The organism is Gordonia terrae, from assembly GCF_001698225.1.
GTDB lineage: Bacteria > Actinomycetota > Actinomycetes > Mycobacteriales > Mycobacteriaceae > Gordonia > Gordonia terrae.
Genome location: NZ_CP016594.1, coordinates 2,153,531 through 2,168,298 on the forward strand (window position 1 = coordinate 2,153,531; position 14,768 = coordinate 2,168,298).

General features: G+C 70.9%; 11 protein-coding genes. 7 read left to right on the forward strand and 4 right to left on the reverse strand.

Annotation, left to right across the window (positions count from 1 at the left end):
• Positions 1-3: 3 nt before the first annotated feature.
• From BCM27_RS09805 to BCM27_RS09815, 3 genes are read right to left on the reverse strand one after another with little or no spacing between them, the layout of a single operon-like run.
• Complete coding sequence (locus tag BCM27_RS09805) at positions 4-1,413, reverse strand: condensation domain-containing protein (protein ID WP_033205439.1); 1,410 nt, start codon at positions 1,411-1,413, stop codon at positions 4-6.
• Positions 1,414-1,419: 6 nt separating this feature from the next.
• Positions 1,420-2,916: a condensation domain-containing protein gene (locus BCM27_RS09810; protein ID WP_004021153.1), complete on the reverse strand. Its 1,497-nt coding sequence runs from the start codon at positions 2,914-2,916 to the stop codon at positions 1,420-1,422.
• Positions 2,917-2,932: 16 nt separating this feature from the next.
• Entirely contained in the window at positions 2,933-4,381 is a 1,449-nt protein-coding gene (locus tag BCM27_RS09815; RefSeq protein WP_004021152.1) for a condensation domain-containing protein, read from the reverse strand.
• Between the two features lie 567 nt (positions 4,382-4,948).
• Between BCM27_RS09815 and BCM27_RS09820 the strand changes: the two genes are divergently transcribed.
• From BCM27_RS09820 to BCM27_RS09830, 3 genes are read left to right on the forward strand one after another with little or no spacing between them, the layout of a single operon-like run.
• Positions 4,949-5,950, forward strand: coding sequence for a daunorubicin resistance protein DrrA family ABC transporter ATP-binding protein (locus BCM27_RS09820; protein ID WP_004021151.1), 1,002 nt, complete (start codon positions 4,949-4,951; stop codon positions 5,948-5,950).
• Entirely contained in the window at positions 5,947-6,774 is an 828-nt protein-coding gene (locus tag BCM27_RS09825; protein ID WP_004021150.1) for an ABC transporter permease, read from the forward strand. The genes BCM27_RS09820 and BCM27_RS09825 overlap by 4 nt, the downstream gene beginning before the upstream one ends.
• A 45-nt stretch (positions 6,775-6,819) precedes the next feature.
• On the forward strand, positions 6,820-7,698 hold the full coding sequence (locus tag BCM27_RS09830; RefSeq protein WP_004021149.1) for a glycosyltransferase family 2 protein: 879 nt from the start codon (positions 6,820-6,822) through the stop codon (positions 7,696-7,698).
• 25 nt (positions 7,699-7,723) lie between these two features.
• On the opposite strand, the gene BCM27_RS09835 is transcribed toward BCM27_RS09830, so the two are convergent.
• Positions 7,724-9,043, reverse strand: a complete 1,320-nt coding sequence (locus BCM27_RS09835) for a glycosyltransferase (protein WP_239450697.1) — start codon at positions 9,041-9,043, stop codon at positions 7,724-7,726.
• 113 nt (positions 9,044-9,156) lie between these two features.
• Between BCM27_RS09835 and BCM27_RS09840 the strand changes: the two genes are divergently transcribed.
• The 4 genes from BCM27_RS09840 to BCM27_RS09855 are packed head-to-tail and all read left to right on the forward strand — an operon-like array spanning position 9,157 to position 14,718.
• Entirely contained in the window at positions 9,157-10,542 is a 1,386-nt protein-coding gene (locus tag BCM27_RS09840; RefSeq protein WP_004021147.1) for a glycosyltransferase, read from the forward strand.
• On the forward strand, positions 10,539-12,017 hold the full coding sequence (locus BCM27_RS09845; protein WP_004021146.1) for a hypothetical protein: 1,479 nt from the start codon (positions 10,539-10,541) through the stop codon (positions 12,015-12,017). The genes BCM27_RS09840 and BCM27_RS09845 overlap by 4 nt, the downstream gene beginning before the upstream one ends.
• Before the next feature lie 32 nt (positions 12,018-12,049).
• Positions 12,050-13,423 carry a hypothetical protein gene (locus tag BCM27_RS09850; protein WP_004021145.1) on the forward strand — a complete coding sequence of 458 codons (1,374 nt, stop codon included), beginning with the start codon at positions 12,050-12,052 and terminating at the stop codon, positions 13,421-13,423.
• On the forward strand, positions 13,420-14,718 hold the full coding sequence (locus BCM27_RS09855) for a glycosyltransferase (RefSeq protein WP_004021144.1): 1,299 nt from the start codon (positions 13,420-13,422) through the stop codon (positions 14,716-14,718). Before BCM27_RS09850 ends, BCM27_RS09855 begins: the two co-directional genes overlap by 4 nt.
• The last annotated feature ends 50 nt before the right edge of the window (positions 14,719-14,768 follow it).

Here is a 14,768-nt window from a genome sequence, read left to right on the forward strand (position 1 = left end):
GGTTCAGAGGCCGACGACCCGCGCGGTGTCGGACCCGCCGCCGGGTTCGATGCCGTCGGCGTCCGCGAGGTCGACGCCGGTGCGCAAGGTCCGGATCAGTTCGTCGGTGAACGCGCGGATGGTGCGGTGGGCGGTCAGCGTGTCGGGGTGCCGGGCGCGCAGCGCCAGCCCGTCGCCGGTGCGCGAGATCCAGAACTGCGCATCGTCGGCGGTGGTCGCGTTCGAGATGTGGTGGGCGTCGATGACCCGATGGCGGTCCGCGCCGGGGAGCAGCCGGTAGTCGACGTAGGACACCATGAAGATGTCCGACCGGGTGCGGCGCAGTCCGCCCATCGCCTCGATGACCTGCGGAACGGGTACTTCGCCGAGCGTCACGGCCCGGCGCAGCTCGGGCCCGGTGCGCCGGATCGTCTCGATCAGGTCACCGGTGCTCACGACCCGTAGTGGTGCATTGGTGGTGAACCACCCGATGGCAGTGCGCCACTTCTCTTCCCGACGTGTGTGCATCGGGAACAGCAGCGGCAGTTCGGGTCCGCCGCCGCAGCGGCGGACCGCGTCGGCCATCGCGGCCAGGGTTCCGCCGAACACGCTGGCGCCGTTGCGTCGGCACAGCTCGGCGAACAGCTCCGTCGCCGCCGGCCCGAGCAGCGTGCGCACCTCGGTGGCCTGTGCCGCGACGGCGCCGGGTTCGACCCCGAGGTCCAGGGGAAAGGTGGGCAGGGCGCCGTCCCGGTCGTCGAAGAAGCGGAGCCAGGCGCGCATCCGGGGATCGGTCGGTGCGACCGTGGACGCCTGTGACTCGGCGGCGCAGAAGTCGACGAAGCTCCCGCTCATCGCGGTCTCCGCGGGATCGAAAGATGCTCCGTGGCAGCGATATCCCTCATACAGGCGATGCAGGTCGTCGATCACGATGGAGATCGAGTAGGCATCCACGTGGCAGTGGTCGAAGCCGCAGATGATCGTCGACGCGTCGGCGCGGTCGATCGCGGCGAACAGGTACGCGGGATGGCCGAAGGGGTGACACGCACGATCGAGCGTGTCGCGAAGCCGTTCGCGCAGAACGGTGTCGGAGGTCGTGTGGATCACGGTGTCGGCGCGGAGTACGAGGTCGTCCGGGTCGTGGGAATGCCGCCGGACCCCCTCCGGACCGGCCGAGAACGACGACCGCAGGGTGCCGTGTCGCGCGACGAGAGCGTGGTAGGCGGACCCGAGCGCCGCGCGGTCCACCCGGCCGCGGACGGTGAACGCGGCGGCCAGCCAGGTGCTCGACTCACCGGCCGAGGCCAGGTGCACGGTCTGGTTGAACGACGGTGGGACATCGGAGATCTCGGACCGGGCGGTCGAGGTGTCCACGGACCAGGACAACAACTCGCCCGCAGGCGGGCAGTAGCGATCGATGGTGGTGACGTGCACTCGTCCTCACGCTCCTCTGCGCAGGGCCGTGGCCGCGGCCGGGTCGGATGGCCCTGATGTCGCCGCCGGCCCACGGATCTGCCGGTCGCCGGCGCGCGCGATGTCGGCGATGACCGCGCGCAGATGGTCGTAGTAGGGGCGCGCCACGGACTCCGCGAACGGGGTGCCCGGGATCTGGCTGCCCAGGTAGAGCTCGTCATGGTCGCGGTTGATCCACGCCGACGCGTTGGCCGTCCGGCCCTCCCCGGTGAACAGCGCACCGCGCCGGAAGGCCTCCCGCGACGCACCGGGGAACCATCGGAAATCGATGTAGGAGAGGAGGTTCGGGGCGGTGATGATCGCATCCGGGGTGGCGCCCGCGGCGGCGATGGCGGCGAGCGCGGCCGCCACCGGCACCGTCGCGAGGTCGCGCGCGTGCCTGCGGGCCGTGTGGGCCGCCGGGATCAGCTCGGCGAAGGTCGACGCTCCGGCCAGGGCGAACGCCACCGGCGCGAAGGTGCAGAACCACCCCTGCGACGTGGCATACCCGTCGAGAGCGGCGCGGGTGTTGAACACCGTCATGCCGTAGTACTCGTCGGCGCCGGCCAGCTCTCGGTCGGTGATCGCGATGGCCGCGTAGATGCCGTCGATGAAACGGCCGCCCGCTGCTCGGCACGCGGCGTCGAAGGCGGTGATTCCGGCGCCGTCGAGGAGCGAGACCTCGACACCGGTCACCTGTGCGGTGTCGCCCGGAGCCAGGCCCAGGTCGAGGGGGAACCGCGGCATCTGCAGGTCGTGCCTGCGGAAGATGTCCTGCCAGGCCCGGGTCTGGGGGGAACCCGCCAGATGCTGCGCGGTCGACTCCGCCTCGGCCGCGGCGTAGGTGAAGTAACCCCCGGCGGCCGGAGCCGGCTCGCCGGGCACCGCATGATCGGGCTCGTCGCCTCCGACCAGTTCCGCATAGATCTGCGCGATCTCGTCGAGCGCCAGGGCCTGTGACGCGCCGTCGGAGAGGGCGTGATCGCACGCCAGGAAGAGGGCGAAACCGCCGGGCCGGCTGATGGCTCCGAAGGCGAATCCGGGAAAGGCGTCGCTGGAGGTCTCGCGGTCGAACCGGTCGATGAGGTACGGGTGCACATCGTCGGCCGTCTCCAGTCGGCGGTCGACGTGCCCCTCGAATTCGACGGCGGCGGGATCGACGAGGTGGGCGGTGACGTCCCCGTCGCGGCATTCGAACCACGTGCGCAGCACCTCGTGACGCTGTACGAAGAGAGTCAGGGCGGTGCCCAGCGCCGCGGTGTCGAGGTCGCCGTCGATCTCGGTGCCCGATCCCAGGTATCCGCGATGCGTGCGCCCCGTGGCCCGGGCGACCGCTGCACCGCGCACGTGGTTCTCGGCCAGGAAGGTGACGGGTGCCGCGTGGACGACCGCGCTCGCGGCGGCTTCGCGGCAGACCTCGGTCGGATCGAAGCGCACGGCTGTTCCAGGTTGCGGCCGCCAGTTGCCCATCGCCGTGATTCTCATCGGGTTTCCTCCTCGATCATGCGGGTCGGGCGTCGTCCATCGCGGCGGGGCCGGCGAAGGGCGCGCAGGTGTAGGAGGACAGGGGCAGGGCGGTGCCCTCGGTCGCGAGCGCCTGCAGGATCGACGAGTAGGTCGTGATGAGGTCACGGATGCTCGCGTCCGCCGGATCGTGGCCGGGGTGTCGTGCGGACACCGTGATCCCGCCGGGCACCCGTGCGATCCAGAGGTAGACCTCCCGGTCCGATCGCGACCCGCCGCGCAGGATCTGCGCCCTGGCCGCATCCCACTCGTCCGCCCCGGCGACGTGACGGATGTCCAGATACGACACGACGAACTCCGGTTCTCCTCCGACGCCCAGCAATTCGACGACGCGCTGGTAGGGGAACGACGGCAGGTGCCGGACCGCGTCGATCGCGGACGCCGTGGCGGCCAGGGCGTCGTCGAAGGTGCCCGCGCCGGAGAGGTCGATCTCGAGCGGAGCCAGCCCGACATACCAGCCCACCGATCCCGCGTACCGGGCCTCCGATCGTGTATGCATCGGCATGGTCAGTCGTAGCGTGTCGCGGCCGGTGAGGGTGCGCAGGGCGACCGCGAGGGCGGCGAACACGGCCGTCTGCGTTCCGTGTCCGCCTGCTCGGGCCGCGGAGCTCACGAAAGTCGCCAGGCGGTCGGTTGCCACGTATTCGGAGATTCCGCGCTGCCGCGGTGTGCGCGCCCGGTCCCGCGTCTGCAGGTGTGGGCGGACCAGCGGGAGGCCGATTCCCGGGGCGTTCGCGGAGTCGTCCAGGAATGTGCGCCATCGCGTGACGGCCGGATGCTCGGCGGTCATGCCGAGCCCCACCGCCCGGTCGTGGACGCTGAAGTCGAGATGACTTCCGACAGCGGTCATCTCGGTGGACGTGCCCATCCGGGACGAGGTGTACAGGCGACGGATCTCGGTCATGCTCAACAGGATCGAGTACGCATCCATGATCACGTGGTCGGCGGCGAAGGCGACGGTGACGCCGCGCGACGACTCGATGGTGGTCACGAGGCAGTGCGGCCAGCGTGTCGGCGCGAGTCCGGCGTCGAAGGTCTCGATGAGGAACTCGCGGACATCGTCCCCCGAGTCGAAGTCACCGGCGACCTCGGCATCGACGCCGAGATGGGCGCCGCGGTAGGTGCGACGCGCATCGGCGCTCGTCGGGTCGGACGTCGAGTGAAGCGCTTCGTGGCGCGTGAGCCACCGGCGCAGGCAGGTGTCGAAGCGTTCGACGTCCAGATCGTTCTCGATCTCGAAAATCGCTCCCAGCCAGGAGTGTTCGTCCGAGGCGCCGTTGGCCGATCGCTGTATCGACGCCGACTGATCGTAGGTGAACGGGCGTGGATCCGGTTGCCAGCCCGAGGGATCCGTATGTGTGGTCGGCGTCCAGATCGTCACCGTCCCGGCAGGTACGGGGTAGTCGGACAGCTCGGTGAACTTCATGCGCGGTGGTCCATTGCGTCGGTCATCCGTTCCCGGGCCGCGACACCATGCCATGCCGTTCTCGGCATGGCCCCCCGGCCCATGAGTTCTGATCTGTGACAACAGGAATCGCGCATACCACGATGCATGCGCGCGGCCCCGGACGACGCCTTCCGGAGGAACTCTCCGGGACCGAGCGCCGTGTCGACACCGCCTGTGTCTGTAGCGAGCCTAAGTGCATGCGACGGGCGCGTGCAGTGGCACGGGCGCGTGACGTTCATCACCGAGGGGCAGTGTCGGCGTCGACGATCCGGGCCGAAGAATCAGGGAAGTGAATTGTGTAACTTCATGTTTCGCTGAACGGCCGTTGCTCCATGAGGTCGGTGCCGAGTCTGATTGCGTTCATGTAAAGAACTGATGACAAGCCGCCGCCGTGCCCGGGTCGCTGCACCCAGGAATGCGTAGTCAGACGCCATGTCGACGAAAAACGTTGTCGGGCAGCGCCGGATATCGTGATCGGTGCCGTTGCGGCACCCGGAACGCTCACCTACCGTGGGGCCGAAGTCGACCACACGCATCGGGGGTGCCATGTCCACGACCGTCCCGGCCATCGAGGCCCGCGGTCTGACCAAGGAATTCGGCGGCGCACGGGCCGTCGACGCGGTCGATCTCGTCGTACCCGCCGGTGGCGTCTTCGCGCTGCTGGGAACCAACGGCGCGGGTAAGACCACCACCGTGCGCATGCTGGCGACGCTGCTGCGCCCGGACTCCGGCGACGCCCGCATCTTCGGGCACGATGTCGTCGCGGAGGCGACGGCGGTCCGGTCGCTCATCGGGGTCACCGGCCAATACGCGTCCGTCGACGAGGATCTCACCGCCCGCGAGAACCTGATGATCTTCGGCCGACTGATCGGCTCGTCGCGCCGCCGGGCACGCATCCGGGCCGACGAACTGCTGGACGAGTTCGGTCTCGGCACGGTCGCGACCCGGCGCGTGGGGCACTTCTCCGGCGGTATGCGCCGTCGCCTCGACCTCGCGGCGTCGCTGATCACACGTCCGCGCCTGCTCTTCCTCGACGAGCCCACCACCGGGCTCGACCCCCGCACGCGGGCACAGATGTGGCAGACGGTGCGCGACATGGTGGCGCGCGGATCGACCGTCCTGCTCACCACCCAATATCTCGACGAGGCCGATGAACTCGCCGATCACATCGCGGTCATGGATCGGGGCCGGGTGGTCGCCGACGGGACGGCGGACGACCTGAAGGCCGGCGTCGGCGACATGAGTGTGCGACTCGAGCTCGCCGACGCCGACGATCTGACGGCGGCGGCCCAGGTGTGTGCGCCGTTCACCTCGAGCGGGGAGCCGACGATCGCTCGCCGCGAGGGGGTCCTCGTGCTGCCGATGGCCGACATCGACCCGCTCGCCGACATCCTCGGTGCTCTCCGCGCCCGTGGGCTCGCACTCACGTCGGTCAACGTGGTCCGGCCGACCCTCGACGAGGTGTTCTTCGCGCTGACCGACGGAGGCGACCCCACCCGAACCGCACCGGCTGCAGCGGAGATCGATTCGACGGGAGTGCGGGCATGAGCACCGGTTCGCTGCACACGAACTCGCTTGCCGCCGAGCCCGCGCCCGAGCCCCCCGACCGGGTCCGGCCGACCGCGGCGGTGATGCAGTCCCTCACGATGACGCACCGGGGTCTGCTGAAGATCAAACACAATCCGCAGCAGCTGTTCGACGTCATCGTCCTGCCCATCGTGTTCACGGTCATGTTCTCCTCGATCTTCGGCGGGGCGATCGCCGGGAACGTCGTGGGATATCTCCCGCTGCTGATCCCCGGGGTACTGGTCCAGGTGTGTGTCGCGGCGTCGGTGGTCACCGGCGTCCAGTTGCGCGAGGACCTCGATCGCGGGGTCTTCGACCGGTTCAAGTCGCTGCCGATCGCGCGCATCGCACCACTGGCCGGCGCGCTGATGGCGAACACCCTGCGCTACGTGGTCGCCTCGGCCATCACGGTGTGCGTCGGGGTGATCATGGGATACCGGCCGGCGAGCCCTGTGGGTGTCGCGGTCGCGTGCGTCCTGATCGTGGTGGTGGCTTTCTCGTTGAGCTGGATCTTCGCGCTTCTCGGCGTGCTGCTCGACAAGGCGTCGACCGTCCAGGGTGTCTCGATGCTCGTGCTGATGCCGATCACCTTCGTCTCCAACGCGCTCGTCCCGGTCGACACCATGCCCGGGTGGATGCAGGCCTGTGCGTCGGCGAACCCGGTCTCACATCTCGTGACGGCGGCGCGCGGACTGGCCGCCGGCGAGAACGTGGGGACCGACATCGTCTACACGCTTCTCGGCGCGGCGGCTGTCCTCGCCGTGGTGGTGCCGGTGACCCTGCGGACCTACATGCGGCGGACCTGAGTGTCCGCGCCGATGACCGATCGATCAGCGCGAGGAGCAGACACCATGAGCACGCCGATCACCTTCTCGGTGGTGGTACCGGTCTACAACGAGGAGGACACGATCGGCGAGTGTCTCGCCCGGTTGGCGGCACAGTCCGACCGGATCACCGAGATCGTGGTGGTGGACAACAATTCGACCGACGGCAGCCGTGCGGTGATCGACGCCTGGCGTTCGACTCACCCGTGGATCCGCGTGATCGACGAGGCCCGACAGGGGCTGGTGTACGCGCGGAACTCCGGACTCGATGCCGCGACGGGAGATCTCGTCGCCCGCATCGACGCCGACACCCGGGTGCCTCCGGACTGGGCGAGCACGATCGTGGAGTTCTTCGCCGCCGACGTCGGGGAGGACTGGGCGGCACTGTGCGGGCGAGGGGAGGCCTACGACGTGCCCCTGGCCGGACGATTCGACCGGTGGAAGACCCGCCTGCACCCGCTGAACCGGTTGCGGCGCGAGAAGCCCGTGACCGAAGTGCCGGTGCTCTACGGCTCGAACATGGTGCTGCGGCGCACGACCTGGGCGGCGATCCGGGACCTGGTCAGCACGCGCCGGAACATCTTCGAAGACGTGGACATGGGGCTCTGCGTGAGTGACGCGGGCGGGCGCAACGCCTTTCTCCGCGCGCTGACCGTCGGGGTGTCGCCGCGTCGGATGGAGACCGGCATGGTGCCGTTCGTCCACTACATGAGCTTCCTCCCGCGAACGTTCCTGCTGCATCGGCGCTTCGGGCTGGCAGCCGGCGCGGCGGCGGTCTATGTGCCCGCGATCGCGGTCGCGCACGCGATGCGTCTCGTCGTGCTGCGGTCCTATGACTCCCGGACGGGTCGGATCGATCCGCGAAACCTGCTGCGGGGCGGTGGTTCCGATCGTGTCCTGCCGTGATCGCGGGAGTCCGCCCGCCCCGGGATCAGCCGGCGCGCCGACGCGTGGCCGGCGTCGAGACCGTCTGTTCGACGATGTCGGCCGCCGACCGTATGGCCTCGGCAGGGGGTACGAGCCGGTCGCGGAGATGGGCGGATCGCCCACGCGTGTCCGCGTCCAGGATTCGGTCGAGTGTCCGGGTCAGCGACTCCGCGGTCACTCGCGCCATCGGCAACGTGGCGCCCACCCGCGCGCTGCTCAGGGCCCGTCCCCAGATCGGCTGATCGGCTCCGACCCAGGTGACCAGGGTGGGCAGTCCGGCGCGCAGGCCCGCCGCCACCGACCCGGCGCCGCCGTGATGGACCGCGGCACGGCACCGCGGCAGTACGGCGTCGTGATCGACGTGCCCGACCACGCGCACGGCGTCCCCGGATATCGATGCGTCCGAGACGGATTCGCTCGACATGAAACCGCTCCAACCGCCCGACACCAGCAACCTGATCCCGAGCCGCCGCGCCGCGGTTCGGAATGCGTCGGCCAGGCCGTCGGGGTCGGCCGGCAACATGCTGCCGAAGCCGACGTACACCGGGGCGTCGCCGGCGTCGAGCCAGTCGGCGAGGCTTCCCGGTCCCGACTCGTCATCGAGTCCGGCATCACCCACCCCGGCTCGTTGCGGTGCGGCGAGAGTGAAGAATCCGACCAGCGGCCGACGCCGGCCCCACTGCGTCGTGAGGCTCTCGAAGAGGGCCGGATCATAGGCCTGGATCTCGGGAACCCCGGTGCGGGAGATGAGTTCGGCGTAGGGGCGGGCCAGGGGGGACAACCCCAGGTCGGATCGCAGGGTGTTCTCGGCCGAGCGGGTGGCGAGCCAGAGGGCTCGCTCGGCGACCCGCCAGCTCAGGTCATTGATCGCCGCCGGCGCATCGATGCCGAGGTGGGCGAGCAGGGACACCGAGCCGTTGCGTCGAATGGGGCAGTAGTGCAGCGGGATGTGGGGGATCCCGAGGACCGCCGAGACATTGTGGGCGCGTTCCTGACCCGCGCTGCTCGCGACGAGCGCATCCGCCCCGTCGGCGAGTTCGAGCAGGCGTTGCTGCATCACTCGGCCGCCGCGCACCGACATGGCCGACACCGCGCGCAACCGGGTGCGCGGGTTCTTGGACCGCATGTCCTCGCGTACCAGATCCGAGGCCAGCAGGTCGCGCGTGCTCGCACCGTAGGCCTCGGTGGGAATGCCTGCGCCGCTGCCGAATCCGACCAGATCGGGTGGCGCGGCGAGGGTCACCCCGTGGCCGCGTCCCAGGAGTTCGGCGGCGAGGGCGACGGCCGGCTGGACATCGCCGCGGCTGCCGTTGACCGCGATCACGAACCTCAACGTCGAACCCCTCGCGTGTCGGTGTGGTCGGATGGGCGACCGATTCTAAACACGACCGGTCGCCGCGGCGCGCGGCCCGAGACGCGGATCACCGGGACGGTGTCATGAGGATCTCGTTCGTCATCAACGGAACCCGCGGGGACGTCCAACCGGCATCGGTGCTGGCGAGGGCGCTCGCACTCCGTGGCCACGATGTGCGTCTCGCGGTGCCGCCCAACATGGTCCGGTCCGCCCGGACCTGGGCGGACGGCGCCGTGCGGCCGGAGGTCGTGCCGCTCGGCCAGGACACGCGTGCCCACCTCGAGATGGTGGCACGGGCCCGCGCTCAGGCTGGGCGTCACCCGCTGCGACGTCTGCGCGTCCTGCTGTCGCTGCGAAACGCCGGATGGGACCACCTCGTCACCGACATGGCAGCGGTCGTCGACGGAGCGGACGTCATCGTGACCGGGTTGATCACCGAGCAGCCCGCGCTCGCCTTCGCCGAATCGGCCGGTGTCCCGTTGGTGTCGATCCACCACGCCCCCGTACGCCGCAACCACCGGGTCGGCCCTGTTCCCGGCCGGCTTCCGGGCGGCCCCCGTGCCGTCCGCGCGCAATGGGTCGCCTACGACGCCGTTTTCGGGCTGCTCACCAGGCGACGGGAGCGTCGCCTCCGCGCCGCACTGGGTTCGACCGGGACGTCAGAGCCCTACTCCGCTCGACTGCGGGCGGCGGCGGGTCGGGAGTTGCAGGCCTACGACCCGTTGTTCGGAGTGCCCGACGACCGGTCCGGACCGCACGATCGGTTGTGGGTCGCCGACTCGACGGCTCGCCCGCGACCGACGGTGGGGTTTCTCGGGTTGCCCGTGGACTGTCCGGTCACCGGCTCCGACGCACTCGCGTCCTGGCTCGACGCCGGCGACGCCCCGGTCTACGTGGGTTTCGGCAGCATGCCGTTGCGGGGAGAGGAGAGCATCCTGCGCGCCGTCGCAGAGCTCGGCCGCCGGCTCGGTCGTCGGGTTCTGGTCTGTGCCGGCTGGTCCGAACTGGGCGCCGAGGTGCGCAGCGGTGTGGAGTCCGACGCGGTGCGGGTCGAGACCCAGGTCGACCACCGCACGGTCTTCGGCCGGTGCGCGGTCGTGGTCCACCACGGGGGCGCCGGGACCACCGCGGCCGTGCTGCGCGCCGGCCGGCCGTCGGTGATCTGCTGGTACGGCGCGGATCAGCCGTTCTGGGGTGCCGAACTCGAACGGCTGGGTGTCGGCGTGTCGATGCCGATGGCCCGTGTGGGACGTGACCTGGACGTGGATCGGCTGTGCGATGCCGTCGCGGCGATGCTCGACCCCGCGGTCGCCGATCGGGCCGCGCGACTGACGACGGTCCTGGTGAGCGAGGACGCGGCGCTGGTGGACGCCGTGCACGCGGTCGAGAGTTCGGTGACAAGCTCATGCACGAGGGAACCGTGTTCGCGGGGACCGCAGACGCGTAGCGGAACGAAGGTGGACGTATGACGACGATGCAGTCGCACGCGGGAGGACGACCCGAGGGCGAGCGGGCGGCCGGGGCAGAGCGGGGCGTGCGTGGCCTCGCGACACGCGTACGCGCCGAGGGGTCGGCGATCCGGGGCGACCGGCTGACCTCGGAAGACGCCCCGTTCTGGTTCGTCACACCGGCACTCGGCTGGTCGGTCGTGCTCCAGCTGGTCTGGGTGTTCGACGAGGAGGTCTCGATCGAGGCACTCACCGCGATGAACGCGGCACTGGCGCGCGGTCGGCTGAACCGCATGCTCGTCGTGCCGGATGTCCGCGGGGCGCGTCCGCGCTGGGTCGACGCGCCCGACGCACCCGGACTGGCAGCCGACAGCCAGCCGGTGTCGGAGACGGAGATCGACGAGTGGGCGACCGCCGAGATGTCCGCTGTTCCTCTCGATGCCGAAGGTGGGCGGTGCTGGCGATTGCGGTCGGTCCCCACCGCGGACGGCGGCACCGTGGTCTCCCTGTGCGCCCTGCACGTGGTCACCGACGGTCGTGGCATGCTCGCGGCCGCAACCGAGGCCGCCGAGGCCTCGGCGGTGCCGCTCGACCCCGCGTCCGGTCCCGGGGCCGCGGCGGCCGACGAGCCGACCCTCCCGTCGGTGTCGTGGCGTCGCCGGCGGGCCGGCGATGTCGTGGATGCCGGGTCGCAGGTCGTGGCGGTCGTCGCCGGACTCGCCCGGGCGGCACTCGAACAGCGCAAGGCCGGCGGCCCCGAACCCGACCCGCGCCCGGCCCGGCCCCCGATCGCCGAACGGTCGCCCGCCGCCGAGTTCACCTGGGCCACCGCAACCGTGCCGGCGGCGGACTTCGACCGGGTCGCCGCCGAACACGACGGCACCGCCAACACCCTGTTCATCGCCGTGGTCAGCGGCCTGTTGCGCTCGAGTGGCCATGCACCGCTGCCGAATCCGATCAAGGTCGGGGTTCCGGTGGACCGTCGCGAGAGCGAGGCGGACACCAGGTCCAATCCGATCGCGGGCGTGTCGGTGTACCTGACCGACGAGCCGGTCGCCGGCGGCGACCTCGGCGGCATCAGGTCCGCGTGCAAGGCGGCCTTCGTCCGCCTGTCCGAGGGCCGGCGGGCCCCGCACATCCATCTGCGACCGCTGGCCTGGTTCCTGCCGCCGGCCGTGATCGTCAAGATCGTCAGCGCCGGCAACGGGATTCCCGACGCGGTGATCTCCAACCTCGGTGACGTGCCGCCCGCGGCGACGGTGCTGGGGGGCAGGCCGGCGCGCAAGATCGCCTTCCGCGGAATGGCGCAGGGCGTCGACGCCTCGGCGGGACAGCGATTCGGCGACGGGGTCCAGTCGTGGCTCGTCCGCACGCGGGACCAGGTGACCTTCACCGTGCTGGGCTGCGACGAGACCAGTTTCTCCTCCGACGCCGTCGTCGCGGACCTGCTCGACCGTGAACTGACGGCGTGGGGGCTGCCCCACGAGATCTGGTGACCCATCGAACCCGGTGATACCGAGGAGAACACATGACTGCAACGGTGACCGACATCCCACCCGCCCAGGTGCTTCGCGTGACGGGCCCCGACGAGTCCTATCTGCTCGTGGCGGAACTGTTCGGGATGGGTGCCCCGATCCAGATCACGTGGGTCTTCGACGACGATCCGGGGGATGAGGCGATCGACTCGCTGCGGGCCGGCCTCGCGGCCGGACCGCTGCACCGTGCCGTGTCCCGTCGTCGGGTCCCGTTCGCCCGCCACCGCTGGGTTCGGTCGCCGCATCCGGCGCAGGCCGGGCGGGTGGCGGTCGTCGACGCCGACAGGGTCGGGGAATGGGCCGATTCGGTGCTCCGCGCGAGTCGTCTCGATCCCGTGCACGGGTCCGGATGGCAGCTCGACTCGGCGCGGATCACCGGCGGCGGCCGTGCGGTGTCGTTGCTCGCCTCCCACATGATCACCGACGGCCACGGTCTGTACCGGCTGGTGGCCGACGCGGCGGCAGGGCGGACCGCGAGCCTTCCCACGACCGGCAGCGGACGCTCCTGGGACGCCGTGCGCGCCGATGCCGCCGACGCCGCGCTGTCGATACGGGCCGCCGCGCGATCCGTGGGGATTCTGCTCCGCGAGGCCCGGGCGGCGCGGTCTGCCCGCTCCGGCGACGACCAGGCCGATCCGCGGTCCGCACGAACAACCCCGAGGCGGGTCCCACCAGGGTCCGACCCGGACACGACGCTGGCGACAGTCGACGTCTCGGCGACCGAGTGGGCCGCGCGCGCCGCGGAACACGGCGGCACCGGAAACTCGTTGTTCACTGCGCTCCTGGCCGGGATCGTGCACCGTTCGGGTCGTCCGCTCGACGGCCCGATGACGGTGTGCATCGCGGTCAGCACGAGAGACGGCGACGACGACCACCGCGCCAACGCATCGGGCGGGGTGTGGGTCCGGATCGCCGATCCCGTCGAACCGGGCTCCGACCTCACCACCATCCGGTCGTCGAGCAAGCGGGCCTTCGTCGAGTACGCCGAGTCCGGTGGCGATCAGGCAGCCGACAACCTCCAGCCGATCGTTCGCATGTTGCCGCGGCGACTCATCGGCCGGCTGATGCGCGCGATCCCGGGACCCGACACGACCGTGTCGAACCTGGGGACGACCCCGGAGTCGGCGTTGCGCATCGGCGGCCGCACCGCGTCCCGGTTCGCCATCCGAGCGGTCATGCAGGGCATGCCCGCGCAGGAGCGGCGGGTACGCGGTCCGGCGATCGCCGCCTGGGCGGTCACCTACGGCGACACGGTCACCCTCACCTTCTTCGGCATCGACCCCGACCACTTCGGCGACGCCGGGCGGTTGCGCACCCTGATCGCCGACGAGCTGACCGCCTGGCGGGTCGGGCACCGGTTCTGGTGACGGCGCACCACATCTCGATCGTCCTGTACGGCAGTCGGGGCGACATCCAGCCGGGGGTCTGTCTGGCCCTCGAACTGCAGGCGCGCGGCCATCGCGTCAGCGTCCTCGTCCCGCCGAACCTCTCCGGCCTCGCGCGGGCCACCGGGGTCGGGGACGTCCACGAGATCGGCCTCGACTCCGATGCGGCATGGTCGTCGGATGGCGCGCGGTCGGCGCGCTCGAGTCGTAACCCGCTGGCGCGGATCGCATTCGCGCTGCGCACCGTCCGAGGCGGATTCGACGCCCTCGACGCCGACCTCGAGCGTCTGTTCGTCCCGGAGTCGGCGCCGCTGCACGGCACCGGTCTCCTCGTCGCCGCGCCACTGTGCCAGGACCGCGTGATCGCTGTGGCCGAACACCTGGGCGTCCCGCTGACCGTGCTGCGATACGGCCCGATGTCGGAGAATGGACTCATCGGTGCCGTGCCCGGCCTCACCGAACGATGGTCACCGGCCGCCAAGCGCCGGTCCTGGCGCGTCGCCGACCGGCTGACCTGGGCCGCGACCGGTTGGAACGAGAACCGCTTCCGGCGCCGGATCGGACTCCGCCCGAGCCGAGGGCCGCTGCCGTGGCGTCTGGTCGCCGACCGAACCCCGCAGATCCAGGCCTACGACGCGGAGATGGTGCCGGGTCTCGCCGCCGAGTGGGACGACCGCAGACCCCTTGTCGGTTTCTTCGACCTCCCGGCGTCGAGCCGGCCCGGCATCGCCGAGATCGGCGCGGACACAACCGAACTCGCCGAGTGGCTGGACGCCGGCGAGCCGCCGCTGTTCCTCACCTTCGGCAGCATGCCGATCCTCGACCCGCACACGCTGGTCGCACGCTGGCGTACCGCTGCGCGTGCGCACGGGGTGCGGTGCCTCATCGCCATGGGAGAAGCGACCGGCATCGACCCCGACGACCCCGATGTCTTCCACACCGCCGGCGTCGACCACGCGTCGGTGCTACCGCGGTGTGTCGCCGCGGTCCATCACGGCGGCGCCGGGACCACCGCGGCCGGCCTGCGGGCCGGACTCCCGACCCTCGTCTGCGCGGTCACCGCCGATCAGCCCTTCTGGGGCGAGCGGGTCCGGGCGCTCGGTGTGGGGGCGACCGTCCGGCTGTCGACGTTCACCGACGAGGATGCACACGCGGGCCTGCGAACCGTACTCGCCGCCGAGACCCGTTCGGCGGCCGCTGCATTCGCGCGAAGGATGACGTCCCCGGACAAGTCCGTCGCCGCCGCGGCCGACATCTGCGAATCCCGGCTGAGATGACGGCACCGACGACCGCGGCCACCAACCCCGAAGGGCTGGTGGCCGCGGTG